The organism is Reyranella sp. GW821-FHT14A01 (assembly GCF_058803965.1).
The window spans coordinates 166,013-191,584 of sequence record NZ_JBXAPM010000003.1; the positions used below are offsets into that span (position 1 = coordinate 166,013).

Annotated in this window: 22 protein-coding genes; 20 read left to right on the forward strand and 2 right to left on the reverse strand. The window is 65.8% G+C overall.

The annotated features are described in order from the left end of the window. Window positions 1-10: 10 nt before the first annotated feature. Genes AC1ROX_RS07505 through AC1ROX_RS07520 form a run of 4 tightly spaced genes read left to right on the forward strand, consistent with a single transcriptional unit; the run spans window position 11 to window position 3,118 of the window. The gene (locus tag AC1ROX_RS07505; RefSeq protein ID WP_493123989.1) at window positions 11-781 is read left to right on the forward strand and encodes a type III pantothenate kinase; all 771 of its coding nucleotides are present in this window, start codon (window positions 11-13) and stop codon (window positions 779-781) included. Further along, on the forward strand, window positions 778-2,430 hold the full coding sequence (locus AC1ROX_RS07510) for a ribonuclease J (protein WP_493123991.1): 1,653 nt from the start codon (window positions 778-780) through the stop codon (window positions 2,428-2,430). The genes AC1ROX_RS07505 and AC1ROX_RS07510 overlap by 4 nt, the downstream gene beginning before the upstream one ends. Before the next feature lie 26 nt (window positions 2,431-2,456). Continuing rightward, window positions 2,457-2,861, forward strand: coding sequence for a methylmalonyl-CoA epimerase (gene mce, locus AC1ROX_RS07515; protein WP_493123993.1), 405 nt, complete (start codon window positions 2,457-2,459; stop codon window positions 2,859-2,861). 11 nt (window positions 2,862-2,872) lie between these two features. Further along, on the forward strand, window positions 2,873-3,118 hold the full coding sequence (locus AC1ROX_RS07520) for a DUF1467 family protein (protein WP_493123995.1): 246 nt from the start codon (window positions 2,873-2,875) through the stop codon (window positions 3,116-3,118). 256 nt (window positions 3,119-3,374) lie between these two features. On the opposite strand, the gene AC1ROX_RS07525 is transcribed toward AC1ROX_RS07520, so the two are convergent. After that, complete coding sequence (locus AC1ROX_RS07525) at window positions 3,375-4,667, reverse strand: NCS2 family permease (protein ID WP_493123997.1); 1,293 nt, start codon at window positions 4,665-4,667, stop codon at window positions 3,375-3,377. 141 nt (window positions 4,668-4,808) lie between these two features. Here AC1ROX_RS07525 and proS point away from each other — a divergent pair, with 141 nt between their 5' ends. The 4 genes from proS to AC1ROX_RS07545 are packed head-to-tail and all read left to right on the forward strand — an operon-like array spanning window position 4,809 to window position 9,380. After that, complete coding sequence (gene proS / locus AC1ROX_RS07530; RefSeq protein ID WP_493123999.1) at window positions 4,809-6,122, forward strand: proline--tRNA ligase; 1,314 nt, start codon at window positions 4,809-4,811, stop codon at window positions 6,120-6,122. A gap of 19 nt (window positions 6,123-6,141) precedes the next feature. Next, complete coding sequence (locus AC1ROX_RS07535; RefSeq protein ID WP_493124001.1) at window positions 6,142-7,452, forward strand: FtsX-like permease family protein; 1,311 nt, start codon at window positions 6,142-6,144, stop codon at window positions 7,450-7,452. Further along, window positions 7,445-8,704: a lipoprotein-releasing ABC transporter permease subunit gene (locus AC1ROX_RS07540; RefSeq protein WP_493124003.1), complete on the forward strand. Its 1,260-nt coding sequence runs from the start codon at window positions 7,445-7,447 to the stop codon at window positions 8,702-8,704. Before AC1ROX_RS07535 ends, AC1ROX_RS07540 begins: the two co-directional genes overlap by 8 nt. Further along, window positions 8,697-9,380, forward strand: coding sequence for an ABC transporter ATP-binding protein (locus tag AC1ROX_RS07545; protein ID WP_493124004.1), 684 nt, complete (start codon window positions 8,697-8,699; stop codon window positions 9,378-9,380). The genes AC1ROX_RS07540 and AC1ROX_RS07545 overlap by 8 nt, the downstream gene beginning before the upstream one ends. On the opposite strand, the gene AC1ROX_RS07550 is transcribed toward AC1ROX_RS07545, so the two are convergent. Next, window positions 9,377-10,147 carry a helix-turn-helix transcriptional regulator gene (locus tag AC1ROX_RS07550; RefSeq protein WP_493124006.1) on the reverse strand — a complete coding sequence of 257 codons (771 nt, stop codon included), beginning with the start codon at window positions 10,145-10,147 and terminating at the stop codon, window positions 9,377-9,379. The two genes, AC1ROX_RS07545 and AC1ROX_RS07550, sit on opposite strands and share 4 nt — an antisense overlap. A gap of 87 nt (window positions 10,148-10,234) precedes the next feature. On the opposite strand from AC1ROX_RS07550, the gene AC1ROX_RS07555 reads away from it, so the two are divergent. The 12 genes from AC1ROX_RS07555 (at window position 10,235) to bamA (ending at window position 25,562) form a co-directional block, all read left to right on the forward strand. Next, complete coding sequence (locus AC1ROX_RS07555; RefSeq protein ID WP_493124008.1) at window positions 10,235-11,302, forward strand: alcohol dehydrogenase catalytic domain-containing protein; 1,068 nt, start codon at window positions 10,235-10,237, stop codon at window positions 11,300-11,302. 43 nt (window positions 11,303-11,345) lie between these two features. After that, on the forward strand, window positions 11,346-14,792 hold the full coding sequence (dnaE, locus tag AC1ROX_RS07560; protein WP_493124010.1) for a DNA polymerase III subunit alpha: 3,447 nt from the start codon (window positions 11,346-11,348) through the stop codon (window positions 14,790-14,792). Window positions 14,793-14,902: 110 nt separating this feature from the next. Next, on the forward strand, window positions 14,903-15,808 hold the full coding sequence (locus AC1ROX_RS07565; protein ID WP_493124012.1) for a DUF72 domain-containing protein: 906 nt from the start codon (window positions 14,903-14,905) through the stop codon (window positions 15,806-15,808). 163 nt (window positions 15,809-15,971) lie between these two features. After that, entirely contained in the window at window positions 15,972-16,760 is a 789-nt protein-coding gene (gene rpsB, locus AC1ROX_RS07570) for a 30S ribosomal protein S2 (protein WP_493124014.1), read from the forward strand. A 77-nt stretch (window positions 16,761-16,837) separates the two neighbouring features. Then, window positions 16,838-17,764, forward strand: coding sequence for a translation elongation factor Ts (gene tsf / locus AC1ROX_RS07575; RefSeq protein ID WP_493124016.1), 927 nt, complete (start codon window positions 16,838-16,840; stop codon window positions 17,762-17,764). A gap of 65 nt (window positions 17,765-17,829) precedes the next feature. Beyond that, the gene (gene pyrH / locus AC1ROX_RS07580; protein ID WP_493124507.1) at window positions 17,830-18,558 is read left to right on the forward strand and encodes a UMP kinase; all 729 of its coding nucleotides are present in this window, start codon (window positions 17,830-17,832) and stop codon (window positions 18,556-18,558) included. A 2-nt stretch (window positions 18,559-18,560) separates the two neighbouring features. Then, window positions 18,561-19,115 (forward strand): ribosome recycling factor, encoded by a 555-nt coding sequence (frr, locus tag AC1ROX_RS07585; RefSeq protein ID WP_493124018.1) that lies wholly within the window; start codon window positions 18,561-18,563, stop codon window positions 19,113-19,115. Then, entirely contained in the window at window positions 19,115-19,855 is a 741-nt protein-coding gene (locus AC1ROX_RS07590; RefSeq protein ID WP_493124020.1) for an isoprenyl transferase, read from the forward strand. The genes frr and AC1ROX_RS07590 overlap by 1 nt, the downstream gene beginning before the upstream one ends. Then, complete coding sequence (locus AC1ROX_RS07595) at window positions 19,824-20,534, forward strand: phosphatidate cytidylyltransferase (protein WP_493124022.1); 711 nt, start codon at window positions 19,824-19,826, stop codon at window positions 20,532-20,534. Before AC1ROX_RS07590 ends, AC1ROX_RS07595 begins: the two co-directional genes overlap by 32 nt. Then, a complete protein-coding gene (locus tag AC1ROX_RS07600; RefSeq protein ID WP_493124509.1) occupies window positions 20,531-21,733 on the forward strand; it encodes a 1-deoxy-D-xylulose-5-phosphate reductoisomerase in 1,203 nt (400 codons plus the stop codon). The genes AC1ROX_RS07595 and AC1ROX_RS07600 overlap by 4 nt, the downstream gene beginning before the upstream one ends. Before the next feature lie 30 nt (window positions 21,734-21,763). Next, window positions 21,764-23,143, forward strand: coding sequence for an RIP metalloprotease RseP (gene rseP, locus AC1ROX_RS07605; protein ID WP_493124024.1), 1,380 nt, complete (start codon window positions 21,764-21,766; stop codon window positions 23,141-23,143). 118 nt (window positions 23,144-23,261) lie between these two features. Beyond that, entirely contained in the window at window positions 23,262-25,562 is a 2,301-nt protein-coding gene (bamA, locus tag AC1ROX_RS07610; RefSeq protein WP_493124026.1) for an outer membrane protein assembly factor BamA, read from the forward strand. Window positions 25,563-25,572 lie beyond the last annotated feature (10 nt).

The following is a 25,572-nucleotide window of genomic DNA, read 5'->3' on the forward strand; positions in this document are numbered from 1 at the left end:
AGAAGGCGGGATGCTGCTTGCCATCGATGTCGGCAACACCAACTCGAAGTTCGTCGTCTTCGACAAGGACAGGATCGTGGCGGCCTGGCGCCTGCGTACCGAGGCCAAGCGCACGGCCGACGAATACGCCGCCTGGGTGACGCAGCTCATGCACCTGCAGGGCTTCGACCCGAAGTCGATCAAGGGCGCCATCCTGGCCAGCGTCGTGCCGGCGGTGAACACGCACCTGCGGCGCCTCTGCGAGACCTACTTCCACAGCAAGCTGCTGATCGTCGGCGAACCCGACTGCGATCTCGGCATCAAGGTGCTGATCGACCGGCCGGCCGAGGCGGGCGCCGACCGCCTGGTCGGCGTGATCGCCGGCCACAAGAAGTATGGCGGGCCGCTGATCACGATCGACTTCGGCAGCGCCACGACCTTCGACCTTGCGGACAAGGACGGCAACTTCATCGGCGGCGTCTTCGCGCCGGGCGTCGAGCTGACGATCGAGGCCTTCTACCTGATGACCGCGCGCCTGCCGCGCATCCGGGTCGAGAAGCCGGCCAAGGTGATCGGCAAGAACACCGTGGCCAACATGCAGTCCGGCATCTTCTGGGGCTATGTCGGGCTGATCGAGAGCCTGATCAAGCGCATCCGCGAGGAATACGGCGAGCCCATGAAGGTGATCGCGACCGGCGGCCTGGCCAATGTCTTCAAGGACGAGATCGGTTTGTTCGACTTCATTGAACCCGACCTGATGTCGCTCGGCCTGCTGGAGATCTGGCGGCGTAACCGCGGATGACGGTTCCGTCGAACGACGAGCTGCTGTTCCTGGCCCTCGGAGGGGCCGGCGAGATCGGCATGAACCTCAACCTCTACGGCACCGCCGGCAAATGGTTGATGGTCGATCTCGGCATCGGCTTCGCCGACAGTTCGATGGCCGGCGTCGAAGTGGTGATGCCGGATCCCGAGTTCATCGTGGAGCGCCGCGAGGACCTTGTCGGCATCGTGCTGACCCACGCCCATGAGGATCATCTCGGCGCCGTCGCCGACCTGTGGCCGCGGCTGAAGGCGCCCGTCTATGCCACGCCGTTCGCCGCCTCGGTCCTGAAGCGCAAGCTCATCGACGCGGGCCTGCGCGACGTGGTGCCGGTCACCGAGATCCCGCTCGGCGGCAAGTTCAGTCTCAAGCCGTTCGAGCTCGAGATGATCACCATGACGCATTCGATCCTCGAGCCGAACGCGATGGCGATCCGCACGAAGTTCGGCACGGTGTTCCATACCGGCGACTGGAAGATCGATCCCGAGCCGCTGCTGGGCGACCTGACCGACGAGGCCATCCTGAAGCGCATCGGCGACGAGGGCGCGCTCGCCATGGTCTGCGACAGCACCAACGTCTTCGTCGAGGGCGAGGCAGGATCGGAATCGAAGGTCCGGAAAAACCTCGAAAAGCTCGTGCGGGGACACAAGGGCAGGGTGGCCGTGACCTGCTTCGCTTCCAACCTCGCCCGGGTCGAGAGCGTGGCGCTGGCGGCGGTCGCGGCCGGCCGTCATCCCGTCCTGTCGGGGCGCGCCCTGCAGCGCATGCTCGAATCGGCACAGGAGTGCGGCTACCTCCTTGATTTCCCCGAATGCGTGCCCGAGCAGCAGGCGGGCTACCTGCCGCGAGACAAGGTGCTGTTCATCTGCACCGGCAGCCAGGGCGAGCCGCGGGCCGCCATGTCCAAGCTGGCCGGCGGCGAGCACCGCGACCTGGTCCTGGAGAGCGGCGATACCGCGATCTTCTCGTCGCGGGTCATCCCGGGGAACGAGCACTCGGTCGGCCGCCTGCAGAACGCGCTCATGTCGCGTGGCGTGAAGGTCATCACCGACCGCGAAGCCGACATCCACGTATCGGGCCATCCGGCGCGGGACGAACTGGTGCGGGTCTACCAGTGGGTCAGGCCGAAGATCGCGCTACCGGTCCATGGCGAGGTCCGCCACATGATCGAGCATGCAGCGCTGGCGCGGACCTGCCAGGTGCCGGAGACGATCGTGGCGCCCAACGGGACCTTGGTGCGGCTGGCGCCCGGCCCGGCCGAGATCATCGACCATGTGTTTTCCGGCCGGCTGGCCCGCGACGGCGACGGGCTGATACCGCTCGATGGCGCATCGCTGCGCGAACGGCGCAAGCTCCTGTGGAACGGCGCCGCAGCGGCGACGCTGGTGGTGGACAGGCGCGGCAAGCCCCTGGCGCCTCCCAAGGTCTCGCTGCGCGGCATCGATGACGAGGACGGCGAGCTGGAGGAGGCCATCGTGGACGCGCTGTCCGAGATGCTGGCCGACCTCAACACGGCCGAGCGCTCGGACGACCGGCGCATCGAGGAGGCGGCCCGCCAGGCCGTGCGGCGCGTCGTGCGGGCGCACCTCGGCAAGAAGCCGTTGACGGACGTGCACATCGTCCGCATCTAAAAGGCGCGCAGCCGCTGGAGAAGACGATGATCGGACGCCTCAACCACATCGCGATTGCCGTTCCCGACCTCGCCAAGGCAACGGAACTCTACCGCACCGTGATGGGCGCCAAGGTGAGCGCTCCCAAGGAGCAGCCCGCGCATGGCGTGACGGTGGTGTTCGTCGAACTGCCCAACACCAAGATCGAGCTGCTGCATCCGCTCGGCGAGAAGTCGCCGATCGCCAATTTCCTGGCCCGCAATGCCGACGGCGGCATCCATCACGTCTGCTACGAGGTCGAGGATATCTACGCCGCCCGCGACCAGCTGAAGGCGCAGGGCGCGCGCGTGCTGGGCGACGGTGAGCCCAAGATCGGCGCCCACGACAAGCCCGTGCTGTTCCTGCATCCCAAGGACTTCACCGGCACGCTGATCGAACTCGAACAGGTCTGAGGAGCGCCGCCATGGGCTGGGCCACCGGCATCATGGTCTACCTCGTGATCTGGTGGATCGCGCTGTTCATGGTGCTGCCGCTGGGTGTCCGGCGGGTCGAGAATCCCGGAAAGGGCGAGGAGCGAGGCGCGCCGGAGCGGCCGGACCTCGTTCGCAAGGCGATCATCACGACGGTGCTCGCGGCGGTGCTGTGGCTCGTTTTCTACGGGTTCTATCAGGCGGACATACTGAGCTTCAGGCGTCTCGAAGGCTCCTGATCCGAGCGTCTCCAGGTCGCCGACGCCAAAAGGAAACGGCGGATCAATGATCCGCCGTCCTCTACCCCCGAAACTCGTCGTAGGCGGCTTCCGCCGCTCTCCTCCCTAAACTCGGGCTGTGCCCAAGGCTCAGGCTGTTTAGCGTGCCGCCAGCCGGTTGCCAAGACCTTTTCTTTCGATCCGAGGGTTTTCAGCAGAAGAATCTTTATGGGCAAGGCGGTCCGGCGACAAACTAATGTCCGCACCATTTCGCTGTTCATCGAATGATCACATATTTGATCACGAACAGGACAGCGAGAATTCCTACCATCGGATGTACATCGCGATACCGGCCTGCGGCAATCTTGATTCCGGCATACGAGATGAACCCAAATGCAATGCCGTCGGCGATCGAGAAGGTGAAGGGCATCGATATCGCAGTGATCACCGCGGGCGCCGCTTCGGTGATGTCGTTCCATTCGATTTCGCTGAGGCTGCGCGCCATCAGACAGGCGACGTAGAGCAGGGCCGGGGCCGTCGCGTAGGCGGGAATCGATGCGGCCAGTGGCGAGAAGAAGAGCGCCAGCAGGAACAGCATGCCGACCGCCGCTGCCGTGAGGCCCGTGCGGCCACCGGCATTGATGCCCGACGCGCTCTCGATATAGCTGGTCGTCGTCGAGGTACCGACCGCGGCCCCGATCATGGCCGCGGCGCTGTCGGAGATCAGCGCGCCGCGCAGGCGCGGCACCGTGCCGTCCGGCCGCATGAAGCCGCCGCGATGGGCAAGCGCGATCAGCGTGCCGGTATTGTCGAACAGGTCGACGAACAGGAAGGCGAACACGACGGTCAAAAGCCCTGCATGCAAGGCCCCCGAGAGATCCATCTGCAGGAACACAGGCGCGATCGAGGGCGGAACGTCGAAGATATGCGTGAATTTCTGATGTCCGCTCAGGACCGAGATCGCGGTCACGACGAGGATGCCGATGATCACGCCGCCCATGATGCGGCGATATTCGAGCACGATGATGATGGCGAAGCCCAGGACCGCCATCATGACCGGCCAGCTCGTCATGTCGCCATGGGCGACGAGGGTCGCGGGATTGCCGATGACGATGCCGGCATTCTTCATGGCGATCAGCGCCAGGAACAAGCCGATGCCGGCGGCGATCGCCATCTTGAGGGACCTGGGGATCGCATTGACGATCCATTCGCGGATCGGCAGCACGCTGATCACGAAGAAGATGATGCCCGAGATGAAGACGCAGCCCAGCGCCACCTGCCAGGTGAATCCCAGGCCGCCGACCACCCCGAAGGCGAAGTAGGCGTTGAGGCCCATGCCGGGGGCCAGCGCGATCGGGTAGTTGGCGAGGAAGGCCATCAGGAAGCAGCCGACCGCCGCCGCCACGCAGGTCGCAGTGAAGACCGCGCCGAACGGCATCTTGGCTTCGGCCAGGATCGAGGGATTGACGAAGATGATGTAGGCCATCGTCAGGAAGGTCGTGAGCCCTGCCACGAGTTCGGTCCGGACGTTCGTTCCATTCTCGCTCAGCTTGAAGATGCGCTCGAGCATCCGTCCTCCCGCGGTTGTCGCGCCCACTGTGCGGGCATCGTGCTGTGAAAAGCCAGTCGAAGCCGCGCGGTTTGCCTTTGGCCGACCCGTTCCCTACAGTCCGCCGCCACCCCGATACCCCGGACCGAGGACCGATTCCGCATGCGCATGAGCCAGTACTTTCTGCCGACGATGAAGGAGACTCCGTCGGAAGCGCAGATCGTTTCGCATCGGTTGATGCTGCGGGCCGGCCTCGTCCGTCAGACCAGCGCCGGCATCTATGCCTGGCTGCCGCTCGGCCTGAAGGTGCTGCGGAACATCGAGCGCGTCGTCCGCGAGGAGCAGGATGCGGCGGGCGCCCAGGAAGTGCTGATGCCGACCATCCAGTCGGCCGACCTGTGGCGCGAGAGCGGCCGTTACGATGCCTACGGGCCCGAGATGCTGCGCATCAAGGACCGGCACGACCGCGAGATGCTCTTCGGCCCGACCAACGAGGAGATGATCACGGTGCTGTTCCGCGATGGCGTGAAGAGCTATCGCGACCTGCCGAAGAACCTTTATCACATCCAATGGAAATTCCGGGACGAGGTCCGCCCGCGCTTCGGCGTGATGCGCGGCCGCGAGTTCCTGATGAAAGACAACTACTCGTTCGACATCGACAAGGCCGGCGCCATCCACTCCTACAACCGGATGTTCGTCGCCTACCTGCGAACCTTCGCCCGCATGGGCCTGAAGGCGATCCCGATGCGTGCCGACACCGGCCCGATCGGCGGCGACCTCAGCCACGAATTCATCATCCTGGCCGAGACCGGCGAGAGCGCCGTGTTCTGCCACAAGGGCCTGGTCGACAAGGACATCCTGAGCCGCAAGATCGACTACGCGTCGGATCTGCAGGGCATCGTGAAAGAATGGACGTCGCTCTACGCGGCGACCGACGAGATGCACGACGCGAAGGCCTTCGAGGCGCTGCCCGAGGGCGAGCGGCTGGCCGCGCGCGGCATCGAGGTCGGCCACATCTTCTATTTCGGCACCAAGTATTCCAAGCCGATGAACGCCGTCGTCGCCGGTCCCGGCGGCGAGCAGATCACGGTCGAGATGGGGTCCTACGGGATCGGCGTCTCGCGCCTGGTCGGCGGCATCATCGAGGCGAGCCATGACGATGCCGGCATCGTCTGGCCGGAGGAGGTCGCGCCCTTCAAGGTGGCGATCGTCAACCTGAAGCCCGATGACGGCGCAGTCGGCGGCGCCTGCCAGAAGCTCTACGACGAACTGGGCGCCAAGGGTGTTTCCGTGCTGCACGACGACCGCGACATCCGGCCGGGCGGCAAGTTCGCCGACATGGACCTGATCGGCATCCCCTGGCAGGTCATCGTCGGTCCGAAGGGATTGGCGGCCGGCAAGGTCGAGGTCAAGAACCGCAAGACCGGCGCGCGCGAGGAAATGACGCCCGAGCAGGTTCTCGCGCGGTTCGGCTGAACGGGAGCAGGGCTCTTCCATGGCTTTCGCCGTCGAGCGCCTGATCGCCTTCCGCTACCTGCGGGCCCGTCGTGACGAGGGCTTCATATCGGTGATCGCCGGCTTCTCGCTGATCGGCATCACCCTGGGCGTGGGCACGTTGATCGTCGTCATGTCCGTGATGAACGGCTTTCGCGTCGAGATGCTCGCGCAGATGTCGAGCATCAGCGGCCAGCTCGGCGTCCAGTCCAACCGCGGCGGCCTCGAGCCGACACCAGATCTCCTGAGGCGCATGGCGGCCGTACCCGGCGTCGAGTCGGCAACACCGACGGCCGAGGGCAACCTCATGGCCGTTGCCGACGATCGTGTGCGCGGCGTCGTGCTGCGCGGCATGCGGCCGGACGACATCCTCAACCGCGCGCCACTGGCATCGGCGATCGAGGGAACGCCGGAAAGCCGCGAGCGCTATCGCGCGCTCTGCAAGGCCGATGACGACAAGCCGATCGACTGGGGTACCCTCAAGGGGTTCGGCGACGATTTCACGGTGATCGTCGGCCGGCGCTTCGCCGATCTCATGAACCTGAAGGTCGGAGACAAGCTCCAGCTCGTATCGCCGGTGTCGGTTGCGACGCCGCTCGGCGTGATGCCGCGCTCCGCCGCCGTGACGGTCGCGGCGATCTTCTGCACCGGCATGTACGATTACGATTCGAATTTCGTCTATGCGCCGCTGCAGGACGCCCAGCACATGTTGAATCTCGGACCCAATGTCACGGGCATCGAGGTATTCGTGTCCAACAAGGCCTCGACCGCGGCGACACGCCACCTGCTAATGCAGGCCGTGGGCACGGAAGGCTGGGTCTTCGATTGGTTCCAGGCCAATGCCGGCTTCTTCTCGGCCGTCCTCGCCCAGACCAACATGATCTTCCTGGTCCTGACGATGATCGTGATCGTCGCGGCCTTCAACATCGTGTCCAGCCTGGTCATGCTCGTGCGGACCAAGACCGCCGACATCGCCATCCTGCGCACGATGGGCGCCAGCCGGGCCGCCATCATGCGCATCTTCCTGCTGGACGGGCTGGCGATCGGCGGGGCCGGCACGGCCCTGGGCGTCGTGCTCGGCCTGGCCTTTGCCCGCAACATCGAGGCGATCCGGCAGTGGCTGCAGAGTACCTTCGACATCGTGCTGTTCGACCAGACCCTCTACCTGCTGGCGGAAATGCCGTCGCGGATCGAATGGAGCGAGGTCGCGGGCATCGCGGTCATGGCGATTGTCTTCGCGCTGCTGGCCTCGCTCTATCCTGCGGTGCGCGCGTCGCGCCTCGATCCGGTGGAGGGCCTGCGCCGTGAGTGAGCGGGCGCCCGCCGTCGAACGCTGGCTGGCCTGGCGCTATCTCGCCACGCGACAGCGCGAAGGCTTCGTGTCGTTCATCGCCATGTTCTCGCTGATCGGCGTGGCGCTGGGTGTAGGGACCCTCATCGCCGTGATGTCGGTCATGGGTGGCTTCCGCGAGCAGCTCCTGGGCCGGATCATCGGCATGAACGGCCATGTCATCGTCTCGGCCCGCGGCGGCCTCCTGCAGGCAACGCCGGACCTGCTCGCCAAGCTGAAGGAGGTTCCCGGCGTCGAGGCGGTGCGTCTCACCCTGGAGCGGCAGGCCCTCGTCACGGGGCACGGCCAGACGCGCGGCGCCCAGCTTCGCGGCGTGCGGCGCGAGGATCTGCTGGATCGAGAGATCGTCGCGCGGAACATCATCTTCGGCGACCTCAAGGAATTCGGTTCCAAGCCGGGCGTGGTGATCGGCGAACGGCTGCGGCAGCAGATGCAGGTGAGGGTGGGCGAGCCGCTGACGGTGGTGACCCACCAGTTGAACGAGGGCGGGACGATCGCGCCGCGCTACACCGACTACGATATCCTGGCGAGCTTCCTGACCCGACGTTACGAATTCGACAGCAGCCTGGTGTTCATCCCGCTGGAGGCGCTGCAGGAGAACCTCGAGTACGGCAAGGAGACCGTGAGCTCGATCGACCTGTTCCTGAAGGATCCGCAGGCCGCGCCGCGCGTGGCGCAGGAGCTGCGTCAGTCGCTCGGCCGCGAGGATCTCCGTGTCTCGCACTGGCTGGGCCTCAACGCCCGCTTCGTCGGTGCCCTGCAGGTCGAGCGGGTCATGATGTTCATCATCCTGACCCTGATCGTCGTGGTGGCTGCCATGAACGTGGTGGCGAGCTTCACCATGCTGGTGCGGGTGAAGCGCGGCAGCATCGCCATCCTGCGGACCATGGGCGCGGGACCGGGTACGATCATCCGTGCCTTCTTCATGTCCGCCGCGGCGGTCGGCGTCGTCGGCACGGCGATCGGCACCGCGCTGGGCCTGCTTCTCTGCGCCAACATGCCCGCGATCGGTCGCGCCCTGGCAAATGTCACCGGCGGTGCCGGCACGGCAGGCGCCGAGGTCGACTTCATTACTTCCATGCCCGTGCGGGTGGATCCCACCGAGGTGGCGTTCATCATCGTCGTCGCGATCGCGCTTTCGCTGGTTGCGGCGGCTTATCCGGCATGGCGAGCCACCCGGGTCGAACCGGTCGAAGGATTGCGACATGAGTGACACGACCAAGCCGCTCTCGTTGCAGGACATCCGCCGCACCTTCGTCCAGGGCGACCGCCGCCTCGACGTGCTGCGCGGCGTGTCGGTCGACCTGCATCCCGGCGAGATCGTGGCCATGGTCGGCCAGTCGGGCAGCGGCAAGTCCACCTTGCTGCACATCGCGGGCCTGCTGGAACGGCCGGACGAGGGCGAGGTGGTCGTCGACGGCAAGCCGACGGTCCGCATGGCCGACAGGGAGCGCACGGGCCTTCGCCGCAAGTTCCTGGGCTTCGTCTACCAGTACCACCACCTCCTGCCGGAATTCTCAGCCGTCGAGAACGTGATGCTGCCGCAGATGCTGAACGGTGTCGGGCGTGCCGCTGCGCACAAGCGGGCGGTCGAGCTTCTCGGGATGGTGAAGCTCGGCGACCGTCTGGATCACCGGCCCGGGCGCCTGTCGGGCGGCGAGCAGCAGAGGGTCGCGATCGCCCGCGCCGTCGCCAACGCGCCCCGGGTCCTGCTGGCCGACGAGCCGACCGGAAACCTCGATTCCTCGACCGCCGAGACGGTGTTCCAGCAATTGCTGGCCCTGGTCCGTGAGACCGGCATGGCCGCGCTGGTCGCCACGCACAATCCCGAACTCGCCGCCCGCATGGACCGCACGGTCAGCCTGCGGGACGGCGTCATCCATTCCTAGGCCGGCGTGTAGATCACCAGCTTCAACGCTGGATCGTCATTGCACTGGAACGAGGCATGCTGGAAGCGAAGCGTGCCCTTCTTCGGATGCATGAACTCCTTGATGCCGGCAGTACCGTCGCGAACGTCGTGCGCCTTCCACCAGCCGGCGAACTCGGCACTACCCTCGTGAAGCCGGTCGAGCAGCTCGACGAAAGCGGGATCGCCGGCCCACAGGTCGTGCGTCTTGCGGAACTGCGCCACCATGCGCCGTGCCTCGTCCTCCCAGCCGCTGCCGAACAGGCGTCGTACGGCCGGGTTGGTCAGCACACAGAGCAGGGTGTTGCGGCTGCCCTCGGGAATGCGTCCCCAGGCGAAGATCTGCTCAGCCGCCTCGTTCCAGGCCAGGACGTCCCAGCGCCGGCCGATGACATAGGTCGGATGCGGCAGGCTCTCGACCACCCGCTGGACGGCCTGCGGCACCGTTTCCTTGGCGAAGGCGCGGCGGTCGCCGTGGCGGGCGAGGGAGCGCAGGTGATTGTGCTCGCTCTCGCCGAGCTTCAGCGCGCGGGCAATGGCGTCGATCGTCATCAGTGACGGATTGACGTCGCGGCCTTGTTCGAGCCGCATGTACCAGTCGACACCGATCCCTGCGAGCTCCGCCACTTCCTCGCGTCGCAAGCCGGGCGTGCGCCGCCGCCGTGTCGTGGGCAGGCCGACCGTTTCGGGTCGAAGCCGCTGCCGCCGCGAGCGAAGGAAATCGCCGAGTTCGCTGCGTCGTCCATCCATGGGCTTCTCCAATCCCAGGATAATACCAGGTCTGAATGACCGTAAGCCAGCTCGTCACAGTTTGCCATCCCAGGAACGAGGTGATCCATGAAAGCAGCCGTCCTCAAGACGCTCGGCACGCCGCTCAGTGTCGAGGCCGTGCCCGGTCCCGTGCTGGGCACCGGCGAGGTGATCGTCGATGTCGCTGCCGCCGGCGTCCTCGCCTATGCGCGCGATGTGTTCAGCGGAAAGCGGAACTACCTGTTGGAGCTTCCGATCGTGCCGGGTTCGGGCGGCATCGGGCGCGTCCGGGCCATTGGACCGGATGCGACGCGGCTCGCCATTGGCGACTGGGTATTCGTCGATCCGACCGTGCGAGGGCGTGACGACGCCGTGGCGCCCGACATCATCCTCCAAGGACTGACGGCCGGCAGCGAAGCGGCGTATCGCCTGCAGCGCTATTACCATGACGGCGCCTTCGCCGAGCAGGTGCGCGTGCCGACCGAGAATGCCGTGCCGATTGGCGCCATCGAGCCGGCCGAGGCTGGCCGCTGGCTCGGGTTGGGCCGGCTGCTGGTGCCTTATGGGGGGCTGCTGGCCGGGCGGCTGCTGCCGGGCGAGACCTTGCTGGTCAACGGGGCGACCGGCGCCTTCGGCAGTGGAGGCGTGGCGATGGGTGTCGCGATGGGCGCGGCACGCATCGTCGCCACCGGCCGAAACGAAGAGGTGCTGGCCGACCTCGAGCGTCGCCTGGGCGACCGAGTCCGGACCGTGAAGATGCGCGGGGACGAGGAGGAGGATCGCAGGCGGATGCAGCAGGCGGCAGGCGGTCCGATCGACGTTGTGCTGGACCTGTTGCCGCCGGAGGCGAGCCCGAGCTGGGTCCGCGCGGCCGCCCTGGCCGTCCGGCCCTACGGGCGCGTCGTCCTGATGGGCGGCCTCCGCGAAGATGTGGCGCTGCCTTACGCGTGGATGATGCGATATGGTATCGAAGTGCGCGGGCAATGGATGTACCCGCGCGACGCGGTCCGTCGTCTGGCCGGCATGGTCCGCTCGGGTCAGATCCGGCTAGACGGCCTTGCGGTGACCGAATTCCCGCTCGATCGGATCAACGAGGCAGTGGCGCACGCAGCGGCGAACGCCGGCCCGTTCAAGATGACGGTGGTCTGCCCCTGATTCTCGCCTCGTTTTCCACAAGATATGGGAGCCATAGTGGGGCGTGCCCCTCGCTGATTTCATCCATCTCAAGGTTCGTTCCGCCTATTCGCTCACCGAAGGCGCGAACAAGGTCGACAAGATCGTCGCGCTGGCGAAGGACGCCAGGATGCCGGCGGTCGCCGTCACCGACCGCAACAACCTGTTCGGCGCGCTCGAATTCTCGCAGTACGCGGCCAAGGCCGGTATCCAGCCGATCGTGGGCGTCGACCTCGCCATCCGGCGCGAGGAGGAGGGCGGTGTTGCCACCGCCAGCAAGCTGCTGACGGTCGATTGGCTGACCCTGCTTGCTCAGAACGAGGACGGCTACAAGAACCTGATGCGGCTGGTGAGCCGCGCCCATCTCGACTTCAAGGTCGGTTCGACCGCGGCCCTGCCGTTCGACGAGCTGGTCGGCCAGACCGAAGGCCTGCTCGCCTTCACCGGCAGCCCGGCCAGTGCGTTGGGCCGCCTGCTGGGCGCCGGCCAGGGCCCGGCAGCCGAGCACCAGCTCGAGCGCCTCGCCAAGCTGTTCGACGGCCGGCTCTATCTCGAGATCCAGCGCCATGGCGAGGACAATGAGCGCCGGATCGAAGAGCCGTTGATCGACCTGGCCTACGCCAAGGGCCTGCCGCTGATCGGCACCAACGACGTGCATTATCCCAAGGCGGCGATGCACGCGGCGCACGACGTGCTGCTCTGCATCGAGCAGGGCGCGCATATCGACGATCCCAACCGCCGCCGCCTGACCGGCGAGCACTATTTCAAGTCGGCAGAGCAGATGCGCGAGGTCTTCGCCGACCTGCCCGAGGCTTGCGATAACACCCTGGTCGTGGCGCAGCGCTGCGCCTACATGCCCGAGCCGCGCAAGCCGATCCTGCCGAGCTACACCAAGCTCAAGGGCCGCTCGGAGGGCGAGGCGCTACGCGACCTGGCGCGCGGCGGCCTCGAGGAGCTGCGCACACTAGGCCGCTTGGCCGCCGACATCGAGTTCGTGAAGTACGAGGAGCGCCTCGCCTACGAACTCAACATGATCGAGAAGATGGGCTTTGCCGGCTACTTCCTGATCGTTGCGGACTTCATCCAATGGGCGAAGGACCATGACGTGCCGGTCGGTCCGGGCCGCGGTTCCGGCGCCGGCTCGCTGGTCGCCTGGTCGCTCAAGATCACTGATCTCGATCCGCTGCGCTGGGGGCTGCTGTTCGAGCGCTTCCTCAATCCCGAGCGCGTGTCGATGCCCGACTTCGACATCGACTTCTGCCAGGACAAGCGCGACCGCGTGATCCGCTACGTGCGCGACGAATACGGCCACGACCGGGTCGCCGCGATCATCACCTTCGGCAAGCTGCAGGCCCGCGCCGTGCTGCGCGACGTCGGGCGCGTCTTGGGCATGCCCTACGGACAGGTCGACCGGATCTGCAAGCTGGTGCCCAACAATCCGGCCAATCCGGTGACCCTGGCCAAGGCGCTGGAGACCGAGGATCTGCTGAAGGAGCAGTACAACGCCGACGAAGAGATCAAGCGCCTGATCGACCTCGCGCTGCAGCTCGAGGGCCTGTTCCGCAACGCCTCGACGCACGCCGCCGGCGTCGTGATCGGCGACCGCCCGCTCGACCAGCTGGTGCCGCTGTTCCGCGATACCGACAACAAGGAAACCCTGCCGGCCACGCAGTTCAACATGAAATGGGTCGAGCCGGCGGGCCTGGTGAAGTTCGACTTCCTCGGCCTCAAGACCCTGACGGTGATCGAGAAGGCCCGCGACCTGATCGGCCACGACAAGATCGATATCGCCAAGCTGCCGCTCGACGACAGGAAAACCTTCGAGCTGCTCGCCCGCGGCGACGGTTCGGGAGTGTTTCAGCTCGAAGGCAACGGCATGCGTGACGTGCTGCGCAAGATGAAGCCGGACCGCTTCGAGGACATCATCGCCGTGGTGGCGCTCTACCGGCCGGGCCCGATGGAGAACATCCCGAGCTACATCAAGCGCAAGCATGGCGAGGAGGAGCCGGACTACCTGCATCCGCTGCTGGAAGGGATCCTTAAGGAGACCTACGGCATCATGATCTACCAGGAGCAGGTCATGCAGATCGCCCAGGTGCTCAGCGGCTATTCGCTGGGTGGCGCAGACCTTCTGCGTCGTGCCATGGGCAAGAAGATCCAGGCGGAGATGGATGCCCAGCGGGTGAGCTTCGTCGAGGGCGCCGAGAAGAACAATGTGAAGCCGGACAAGGCCTCGTCGATCTTCGACCAGGTCAACAAGTTCGCGGGCTACGGCTTCAACAAGTCTCACGCCGCAGCCTATGCGCTGGTCTGCTACCAGACGGCCTATCTCAAGGCCAACCACCCGGTCGAGTTCTTCGCTGCCACGATGACCCTCGACATGGGCAACGTGGAAAAGCTCAACGGCTATCGCCGCGACCTCGACAAGATCGGCGTCGAGCTGCTGCCGCCGGACGTGAATAGGTCGACGGCCGAGTTCACCGTCGAGAAGACCGAGGACGGCAAGAAGGCGATCCGCTACGCGCTGGCCGCCATCAAGGGCGTCGGCAAGGACGCGATGAACCGGCTCGTCGAGGAGCGCGCGGAGAAGGGGCCCTTCAAGGATCTGTTCGACTTCGCCGAGCGCCTCGACCAGCGCGTGCTCAACAAGCGCCTGCTTGAAAGCCTGGTGAAAGCGGGCGCCTTCGATACGCTGAACAAGAACCGCGCCCAGACCTTCGCCGCCGTCGAGGCGCTGACCCGCCATTCGCAGGCGACGCACGAATCGCGCGGCAGCAACCAGAACAACCTGTTCGGCGACGACACCGCCCAGCGCCGCCCGCAACTGCCCAAGGTGCCGGACTGGGCGCCGATGGAGCGGCTGCAGAACGAGTTCGCCGCCATCGGCTTCTATCTCTCGTCGCATCCGCTGGCTTCCTACGAGAAGAGCCTGCAGCGATTGGGCGTCAGCCGCGCGGCCGACCTGCCGGCCCTGCTGGCGCGCGGCACGCCCGGCCGGATCAAGCTCGCCGGCACGGTCATCGACCGGATGGAGCGCACCTCGGCGAAGGGCAATCGCTTCGCCTTCCTGCAATGCTCGGATCAGTCCGGTGCCTTCGAATGCGTCATGTTCAGCGAGCTGCTGAGCTCCAAGCGCAACCTTCTTGAAGTGGGGCAGGCGATCCTGATCTCAGTCGACGGCCGCCTGGACGGCGAGCAGGTGAAGCTCACGGCCCAATCCGTCGAAAAGATAGAAGATGCGGTCGCGAACTCGGCGGCGGGGCTGCGCATCGTCATCACCGATCCCATGGCGCTCGAGGCCCTGCGCAAGGCGCTGGAAGGCAAGCGCGGGCGCGGCAAGGTCACGATCATCGTGCCGATGCCGGAAGAGGCCGAGGCCGAGATCACCTTGCCCGGCACCTATTCGATCGCCGGCGGCCTGCGCGACACGATCGGCATGCTGCAGGGCGTCGAACAGGTCGAGGAAATTTGAGCCGCCAGCCGGGGCTCTTCGAAACCGAAACGCCCGTGCCGTCCAGGCGGCGGGCTTCAGGGGCGGGCGATGTCAGGCCGGCGCGGGATTCGCCGCTGCTCGAGGCGCCGGTGCTCCCGATCGATATCCGGCTCGGCACTTCGTCGTGGTTTTTCCCGGGCTGGCGCGGCCTCGTCTACGACGGCGTCCATCCGCAGGTAACGCTCAGCCGCAAGGGACTCGAAGCCTATGGCCAGATCCCGCTGCTGCGGACGGTCAGCCTCGACCGCACCTTCTATGCGCCGATCTCGGTTGTGGATTACGCACGCTACGCCAGCCAGGTGCCGGAGCATTTCAGCTTCGTCGTGAAGGCGCCGGCGATCGTCTGTGATGCGGTGATGCGTGACGAGGAGGGCAGGGGCAAGGTGCCCAACCCGCACTTCCTCGACGCCGCGGTGGCCACCCGTGAGTTTGTCCTGCCCTGTCTGGAAGGACTCAAGGCAAAGGCAGGGCCGCTGGTCTTCCAAGTGTCGCCGCTGCCGCGTAGCCTCGTCGAGGATTCGTCGCTGCTCATCGAGCGGCTGGAGGCGTTCTTCGCGGCTCTGCCGTCGGAGTTGGGCGGACGGGAGCCGCTTTATGCGCTGGAGCTGCGCAATCCCGAGCTGCTGACGCCACGCCTGATGCGCATGCTGGGACGGGCTGGCGTTCGCTACTGCGTCGGCCTGCATGGCCGGATGCCCGAGGTCGAGCGGCAGGAAACCGCGCTGAAGGCCCTGGACGGCGAGGCGCTGGGGCCGCTGGTGGTCCGCTGGAATCTGCACCGCGGCTTCCTCTACCAGGCGGCCAAGCAGCGCTACGAGCCGTTCGACAGGATCGTGGACGAAGACAGCGAGACCCGCCGCATCCTGGCCCGGATGGCGGCGACGGCCTTCAAGGCCGGCCGCAAGGTCTGGATCACGGCCAACAACAAGGCCGAGGGCAGCGCGCCCCTTTCGCTCCTCGAACTGGCGCGGGAAATCGCCAAACTGCTCGCTTAAGGCATTGATTTCATGGGCGCTTGCAATTTAGAGCCCAAACCACTAGAAACGCGCCACTTCGCACGCGGGTTTGCGGTCGACGGGGAGACATCCCGCCGCTCGCTCCGGTGTTCCCATTGTGGGGACGACGCCCGCGGAGGTTCAACCGGAAAAGGAGAACGGCATGACCATGCCGACATTCACGATGCGCCAGCTGCTGGAAGCCGGCGTCCACTTCGGCCATCACACGCGCCGCTGGAACCCCAAGATGAAGCCGTACCTGTTCGGGGTGCGCAATGGGGTCCATATCATCGATCTCACCAAGACCGTGCCGCTGCTCGAGCAGGCGCTGCGCCAGGTGCGCGACGTCGTTGCCGCCGGTGGCCGTGTCCTGTTCGTCGGCACCAAGCCGGCGGCCGCCGAGCGCGTCGCCGACGCGGCCAAGCGCTGCGGCCAGTATTACGTGAACCACCGCTGGCTGGGCGGCATGATCACGAACTGGAACACGATCTCGGCCTCCATCAAGCGTTTGCGCGAGCTCGACGAGCGCCTGAAGGGCGATGTCGTCGGCCTCACCAAGAAGGAACAGCTCGACCTGACGCGCGAGCGCGACAAGCTCGAGCGGTCGCTGGGCGGCATCAAGGAAATGGGCGGCACGCCCGACATGCTGTTCATCATCGACACCAACAAGGAGTCGATCGCGGTCCTGGAAGCCCGCAAGCGTGGCATTCCGATCGTTGCGGTCGTCGACAGCAACTCCGATCCCGACGGCATCGACTTCCCGATCCCGGGCAACGACGACGCGATCCGCGCCGTGTCGCTCTACTGCGACCTGCTGGCGGGCTCGGTGCTCGACGGCATCCGCGCCGAAATCTCCGCCGCCGGCGGTGACGTCGGCGAGCTGAGTGAACAGCCGGACGAGGAAATCCCGGCGGCCGAGGAACAGTCTGCAGAGGCAACGGCGGCCGAGTAAGCCCGGCCCCTTCATGGAAGAGTAACAGACGGGGCCGGTCGGAAGACCGGCCCTTGTTGCACTAAACGGAGCAAGAAATGGCTGAGATCACTGCATCGCTCGTCAAGGAACTGCGCGAGAAGACTGGCGCGGGCATGATGGATTGCAAGAAGGCGCTGGGTGAAGTTGCCGGCGACGTCGAAAAGGCGGTCGACTGGCTGCGTACCAAGGGCCTGTCGGCGGCCTCGAAGAAGGCCGGCCGCGTCGCCGCGGAAGGCCTCGTCGGCGTGGCTGCGAACGGCACGCGCGGCGCCGTCCTCGAGGTCAATGCCGAGACCGACTTCGTCGGCCGTAACGACCAGTTCCAGAAGTTCGTTAGCGAAGCGACCAAGCTCGCACTCGAGAATGCTGGCGACCTCGCCAAGGTGGCGGCGGCGCCGTTCCCCGGCACCGGCCGTGACGTCCAGGGCGAACTCACCAACCTGATCGCCACGATCGGCGAGAATATGAGCCTGCGCCGCGCCGCCTCGCTGTCCGTGTCGGACGGCGTGGTCGTGGCCTACACCCACAATGCCGTCGCACCGGACCTCGGCAAGATCGGCGTGCTGGTGGCCCTTGAGTCGAACGGCGACAAGGCCAAGCTGGGCGCTCTCGCCAAGCAGCTGGCCATGCACGTGGCCGCGACCAATCCGCAGTCGCTGACGGTTGCCGACCTCGACCAGGCGGCGATCGAGCGCGAGCGCGCGGTTCTGGCCGAGAAGGCCGGCCAGCAGGGCAAGACCGCGGAGATCGTCGCCAAGATGGTCGAAGGCGGCCTGCGCAAGTTCCACCAGGAAGTCGTGCTGCTCGAGCAGGCCTTCGTGATGGACGGCAAGACCAAGGTCTCGAAGGTCGTCGAGGACGCGGCCAAGCAGGTCGGCGGCCCGGTCCGGCTGGTGGGCTTCCTGCGCTTCGCGCTGGGCGAGGGCATCGAGAAGAAGTCCGAGGATTTTGCAGCCGAGGTGGCTGCCCAGCTCAAGAAGTAGTATTACATTCCACCGGCGCGCGGACATGTGGTCTGCGCGCCCAAGACAAACGTAATCAGAGGCATCTGATGCCGTCCGGTCCCCAATATCGCCGCGTCCTTCTCAAGCTCTCTGGCGAGGGGCTCATGGGCAATCGGGAATACGGTCTCGATCCTGCCATGGTCGCCATGGTCGCACAGGAAGTGAAGACCGTGGTCGACATGGGCGTGCAGGTCTGCCTGGTGATCGGCGGCGGCAACATCTTCCGCGGCGTGTCGGCGGCAGCGTCGGGCATGGACCGCGCCAGCGGCGACTACATGGGCATGCTGGCAACCGTCATCAATTCACTGGCGATGCAGAGCGCGCTCGAGCGGCAGGGGCTGCAGACCCGCGTCCAGTCGGCGATCCCGATGACCACGGTGTGCGAGCCCTACATCCGCCGCCGCGCCGTCCGCCACATGGAGAAGGGCAGGGTCGTCATCTTCGCCGCCGGCACCGGCAACCCGTTCTTCACGACCGACACCGCGGCAGCGCTTCGCGCCGCCGAGATGGGCGTCAATGCGATGCTCAAGGGCACGCAGGTCGACGGCGTCTATTCCGCCGATCCTCTCAAGGACAAGACCGCCGAGCGCTACGACACGCTCAACTACATGGAAGTGCTGTCCCGCGACCTGCAGGTCATGGACGCGTCGGCGATCTCGCTTGCGCGCGAGAACCGCATCCCCATCATTGTCTTCGACATCCACAAGCCCGGCGCCTTCGCGGAAACGATGCGCGGCGAGGGGACTTTCACGATCATCAAGGACGAGGCCTGAACATGTCTGCCGATCTCAACGAGCTCGAGAAGCGCATGCACGGCGCGATGGATGCCCTCAAGAAGGAATTCGCCGGTCTGCGCACTGGCCGCGCCTCCGTCAACCTGCTCGATCCGGTGATGGTCGAGGCCTACGGCCAGCGCATGCCGCTGAACCAGGTCGGCACGGTGAGCGCGCCGGAGCCGCGTCTGCTCACTGTCAACGTCTGGGACAAGGGTCTCGTGACGCCGACCGCCAAGGCGATCCGCGAGGCCGGCCTCGGCCTCAACCCGTCGCCGGACGGCCAGATCATCCGCATCCCGATTCCCGAACTCACGACCGAGCGCCGCAACGAGCTTGCCAAGCTGGCGCACAAGTATGCCGAGCAGGGCAAGGTGGCGGTCCGCAACGTGCGCCGCGACGGCATGGAATCGCTCAAGAAGGCCGAGAAGGATCACAAGATCTCGGAAGACGAGCATCGCCAGAAGTCCGACGAGGTGCAGAAGCTTACCGACCGCTATGTGAAGCAGGTCGACGACGTGCTGGCCACCAAGGAAAAAGAGATCAAGACGGTCTGATGTCCACCGCGCCGCTGCCCGCCAATCCCGACACGGGGTCGGGACCTCAGCATGTCGCCATCATCATGGATGGCAACGGCCGGTGGGCGAAGGCGCGTGGTCTGCCGCGCGTTGCGGGGCATCGCCGCGGCGCCGACGCGGTGCGGAAGGTCGTGCGCGGCGCCGGTGAGCTGGGCATTCCCGTCCTGACGCTGTTCGCCTTCTCGACCGAGAACTGGACGCGGCCGGCGGACGAGGTGGCCGACCTGATGGGTTTGCTGCGGCACTATCTGCGCAGCGAACTCGACGAGCTGCGCAAGAACGGCGCGCGGCTTCGGGTCATCGGCAATCGCGACGGGCTAGCGGCCGACATCGTGCGCGACATCGCCGATGCCGAGACCATGACGGTCGGCAACACCCGCATCGACGTCAATATCTGCATCAACTACGGCTCGCGCGACGAGATCCTGCGGGCGACACGCAGCCTGGCGCAGCGGGTCGCGACGGGAGAGATCACCGCCAGCGGCATCGATCAGAAGAGCTTCGAGCGTGAACTCCTGACGGCAGGCCTGCCGGATCCCGACCTCCTGATCCGGACCAGCGGCGAGCAGAGGATCAGCAATTTCCTGCTCTGGCAGTGTGCCTACTCGGAGCTGGTTTTCGTCGACACGCTGTGGCCGGACTTCGGCAAGGAACACCTGGAACAGGCCATCATGGAGTTCCGCAAGCGTGAGCGGCGTTATGGCGGCGTCGGAAGCTAACAGCGCCCCGGTGGCGCGTGGCGGGCGATTCGCCGGGCTGTTGGTGCGGGTGCTGTCGGCTGTCGTGTTGGCGCCGCTGCTGCTCGCGGCCGTCTGGTACGGCTTCCCCTGGATCGACCTGGTTGCGGCGGTGGCTGCGCCGATCATGATCTTCGAATGGTCGCGCCTCACGCGCGGTGCCCCCGTGTTGCGCGTTCTTGCCTGGGTGTACGGCCTTGCGGCTCTCGTGGCGCTGCTGTGGCTGCGCCATCAGCCGGCCTTCGGCCGCGAGACGATCCTCTGGGTGCTGGTCTGCATCTTCGCCACCGATATCGGGGCCTATTTCGTGGGACGTACCGCCGGCGGAGCCAAGCTTGCGCCGCGCATCAGCCCCGGCAAGACCTGGTCGGGACTGGTCGGCGGCATGGCATGGGCCGCCGTCGCGAGCGCCGCGATCGGCTATGCCTTCGGCCTGGGCGAGACCGTGCATCTTGCGGTCGCCGGTGCCGTCCTTGCCGTGGTCGGGCAGGCGGGCGACCTGCTGGAATCGGCGGCCAAGCGGCGGGCCGGCGTGAAGGACAGCGGGCGTCTCATTCCGGGTCATGGCGGCTTGCTGGACCGGATCGACGGCTTGATGGCCGTGCTGGTCGCCGTGGGCATCGCCCGCCTGGTTGCAGGCAATTCGTGGCCCTGGACATGACGAAGTGGATCGCCCCGTCGGCGGATAGTCCGCGCGGCATCACCATCCTGGGCTCGACCGGCTCCGTCGGCCAGAGCACGGTCGATCTCATTGCGCGCGACCCGGCGCGCTATCGCGTCGAAGCCCTGGTGGCCCGCAGTTCGGTGGAATTGCTGGCGGACCAGGCGAGACGCCTAAATGCAAGGCTGGCCGTCGTTGCCGATCCCGGCCAATTTCGCGCCCTCAAGGCGGCATTGGCCGGCACGTCGACCGAAGTGGCGGCCGGCCCTGAGGCGGTCATCGAAGCGGCGGAGCGGCCCGCCGAGTGGGTGATGGCGGCCGTCGTCGGGTTCGCGGGCCTCGCGCCGACGATCGCGGCGGCGCGGCGGGGAGCGATGGTGGCGCTCGCCAACAAGGAAGCCCTGGTCTGCGCCGGGCGTCTGCTGATGGACGCCGTCGAGCAGTCGGGCGGCGTCCTCCTGCCGGTGGATTCCGAGCACAACGCCATCTTCCAGGTCTTCGAGCCCGACCAGCATCGGGCGGTCGACCGCCTCATCCTGACGGCGTCGGGCGGGCCGTTCCGCAACTGGTCGCTCGCCGACATGGCCGACGTGACGCCGGAGCAAGCCCTGGCCCATCCCAACTGGGACATGGGCGACAAGATCTCCATCGATTCGGCAACGATGATGAACAAGGGCCTCGAGCTGATCGAGGCCCAGCTCCTGTTCGGGTTGCCGGAGGCGCAGGTCGACATCGTCGTGCATCCGCAGTCGGTCATCCACTCGATGGTCGCCTATTGCGATGGGTCCGTGCTGGCCCAGCTCGGTACGGCGGACATGCGGATCCCGATCAGCCACGCGCTCGGCTGGCCGGCCCGGATCAACGGGCCGGCGGCCAAGCTCGATTTCATGGGTATTCCGGCTTTGACGTTCGAGCGGCCCGATTCCGGCCGTTTTCCCGCTCTACGTTTGGCCCGAGAGGCTCTGGTGACGGGCGGCTACGCTCCCATCGTGCTGAATGCGGCGAACGAGGCGGCCGTGGCGGCTTTCCTGGCGCGCCGGATCCGCTTCCTCGACATCGCCCGTATCGTCGAGGATGTGATGTCCGGCTGGAACGGCCTCTCGGATGCGGTGGACGCCCTGCAGCAGGTCGAAGCGGCCGATCTGGAGGCGCGCAGGCTGGCTGAGGATATCTGTCAGGCCCGAGTCCTAAGCGTTTGAAGTAGAACAAGATCCATGGTCGAGTAGGGCATGCAAAGCATCGTCAGCCTGTTTACGACTTATCTGCCGTACTTTGTTCTGGTCCTCACGCTTCTCGTGTTCGTTCACGAGTTCGGCCATTACTGGGTCGGGCGGCGCTTCGGCATCCATGCCGAGGTCTTCTCGATCGGTTTCGGGCCGGAAATCTTCGGCTGGACCGACCGCAACGGCACGCGCTGGAAAGTCTCGATGATCCCGCTCGGGGGCTATGTGAAGTTCCTGGGCGACAGCGATGCGACCAGCGCCACGCCGACCGATGAGCCCCTGTCGGCCAGCGACCGCAAGCGCGCCTTCTTCAGCCAGCCGCTCTACGCCCGCGCCGCCGTGGTCCTGGGCGGGCCGGCTGCCAATCTCATCTTCGCCTTCCTGCTGCTGACCGGCGTCTTCTTCTTCGCCGGCGAGCCCTATACGCCGAGCACGGTGGCCGTGCAGATGGACGGACCGGCCGCCAAGGCGGGCCTGCGCACCGGCGACGAGATCGTTCGCCTCGCGGACAAGCGCATCGACCGCTACGAGGATATCCAGGAGGCGCAGTTCCTCTATTGGGCCAAGCCGATGTCGGTCGAGTATCGTCGCGGCAACCAGCTCCTGCGCGGCGAGATCCAGCCCCAGTATTGCGAGCGGACCGATCGCTACAACAACACGCTGCGCTACGGCGACCTCGGCATCGATCAGTTCATTCGCCCTGTCGTCGGCGGCTTCACGGCAAACAGTCCGGCCGAGGCCGCGGGCCTCAAGGTCGGTGACCTTTTGGTGGCGATCGACGGCAAGCCTGTCGATTATTTCTCGCGGATCCCGGAGCTGATCGGCGCCCGTGGCGGTCAACCTCTTACCGTGAAATACGAGCGCGACGGCCGCTTCGAGGATACGACCGTCGTGCCGATCGTCGACAAGACGACTGATTGCGCGGGCAAGGAACAGATCGTCGGGCGTCTGCGTGTCCGTCCGGCGGCCGTGACGGAACTGCGCGATCACGGCGTCATCGGTGCGATGGGCGCGGGCGTCCGGGCGGTATGGGGGATGACCTCGATGTTCTATACGTCGATGGGGCAGATCCTGACCGCGACGCGGCCTGTGGATGAATTGGGCGGGCCGATCCGCATCGCCAAGGCGGCGGGCGAGGCTTCGTATGCGGGCTGGGCCGGAATCCTCAATCTCGTCATCGCGCTTTCGGTGGTGCTGGGAGTTTTCAACCTCCTTCCCGTGCCGATGCTCGACGGCGGCCATCTGGCGATGTACGCCTATGAGGCTGTGCGCGGTAAGCCGCTCAGCCTTCGGGCCCAGGAGGTGGGACTGAAGCTCGGATTCGCGCTCGTGATCGGCATGGCGCTGATCGCAACATTCAATGACATCAGGCTTTTGCTGCGCTGAATTCATGCGTCGTAACGATGAAAGAGCGGGGGACAAAAGGGGTGGCCTACGCCCCTTTGCCGGTCTAGAAAGCTGCGTTCACGTTATTGACCATCGGCAGGTCTGACTGGCGCCGGGGGTGAGTTTGATCGTTCGTTGGGCCGTACTGGCCATTGTAGCAATCCTGGCCTTCGCTGCTCCGGCACACGCCCAGCGTGGCGTCGCGGCTGGCGGTGGCACGATTGCCGGTATCCAGATTCAAGGTAATGTCCGTTCCGAAGCGGAGACGATTCGCTCTTACCTGCAGTTGAAGGTCGGCGAGCCGTTCGATTCGGCCGCCGCCGACCGCTCGCTGAAGGCGCTGTTCGCGACGGGACTTTTCTCCGACGTCGTGATCGAGATGCAGGGCTCGACCCTGGTCGTGAAGGTCACGGAAAATCCGATCATCAATCGCGTCGCTTTCGAAGGTAACAAGAAGATCGACGACGACAAGCTGCGCGACGAAGTGCAGTCCAAGCCGCGCCAGGTCTATACGCGCGCCCGTGTCCAGGCCGACGTCGATCGTATCCTGACGATCTACCGGCGCGGCGGTCGCTACAACGCCTCCGTCGAGCCCAAGGTCATCAACCTGGAGCAGGGTCGCGTCGATCTCGTTTTCGAGATCAACGAAGGCGACGTTACCGGCGTGAAGCGTATCAGCTTCGTCGGCAACGAGGCTTTCGGCGACGGTACGCTGCGCGGCAAGATTCGCACCTCGGAGAGCGCTTGGTGGCGTTTCCTGTCGTCGGACGACCGCTTCGATCCGGATCGGCTGAACCTCGACCGCGAGCTTCTGCGCAAATTCTACCTCTCGGAAGGCTATGCCGACTTCCGCGTGGTGTCGGCCGTCGCCGAACTTGCGCCCAATCGCGAAGGCTTCTTCATTACCTTCACGATCAGTGAGGGCAATCGCTACCGGTTCGGCAAGGTCGATGTCACCAGCCGATTCCAGGGCCTCGACGTCGACGTGCTCAAGAGCTTCCTGACGATCGCCGAAGGCGAATGGTACGACGCCGACGAAGTCGAGAAGTCGGTCTCGAACATCTCCGAAGCGGTCGGCTCGCTCGGCTACGCCTTCGTGGACGTCCGGCCCAATATCCGGCGCAACAAGGACAACGACACGGTCGACGTGACCTTCGACGTGCAGGAAGGCCCGCGCGTCTACGTCGAGCGCATCAATATTTCGGGCAACACGCGCACGCTCGACAAGGTGATCCGGCGCGAATTCCGCCTGGCCGAGGGCGATGCCTTCAGCACGGCGAAGGTCCGTCGCAGCCAGCAGCGCTTGCGGAACCTGGGCTTCTTCGAGAAGGTCGACGTCTCGGCAGCGCCCGGCTCGGCGCCGGACAAGACCAACCTCGAGGTGCAGGTCGTCGAGCAAAGCACCGGCGAAATCTCCTTCGGCGCCGGCTACTCGACGACGGCGGGCATCGTCGGCGACATCTCGGTCAAGGAGCGCAACCTGCTCGGCAAGGGCCAGGAAGCGCGCATCGGCCTGTCGCTCGGCACGCTGAGCACCTCGATCGACCTGGGCTTTACCGAACCTTACTTCATGGATCGGCAGATCTCGGCCGGTTTCGACATATTCCGGACATCGAACGATCGCCAGTCGGTCGCCAGCTACAGCGATCGCAGCCTCGGCTTTGCCCTGCGCGGCGGTTGGGCCTACTCCGAGGACATTCGCCAGATCGTCCGCTACACGCTGCGGCAGACCGACATCTACAACGTCCAGCCCTGGGCTTCGTACGTCATCCAGCAGAATCAAGGCACGCAGGTCGTCTCCGAACTGTCCGAGACGGTCATGTGGGACACCCGCGACCAGCGTCTGAATACGACCAAGGGCTGGCTGGTCCGCAACTCGATCGCCGCTGCCGGCCTGATCGGCACCGAGCAGTACATCCGCACCACGGCCGACGCGGTTTATTTCAGGTCATTGTTCGAGGATGTCGTCCTGTCGGTCGGTGCCTCGGGTGGTATCATTCTTCCGTACAACGGCTCCTATGTCCGACTGAACAACCTGTTCTTCATCGGCGGTGACACGATGCGCGGCTTCGCCGTCGGCGGTATCGGCCCTCGCGATGCCAACACCACCGACTCGCTGGGCGGCCAGTTCTACTACACGGGCACGACGGAGCTCTCCTATCCGCTGCCGCTCGTGCCGAAGGAAGTGGGACTCCTCGGCAAGGCGTTCGTCGATGTCGGTTCGCTCTGGGGCGTGCAGTCGCAGAGTTACGGCCTGGCGTCGGTGCTGACCAGCCAGCTCATGCGCGTGTCGACCGGCATCGGCATCCAGTGGATCTCGCCGTTCGGACCGATCCGCATCGACTATGCGATACCGCTTCAGTATGAGCCGTGGGACAAGCAGCAGGCCGTGCGCTTCAGCTTCGGCACGCGCTTCTAAGTGACGAGGC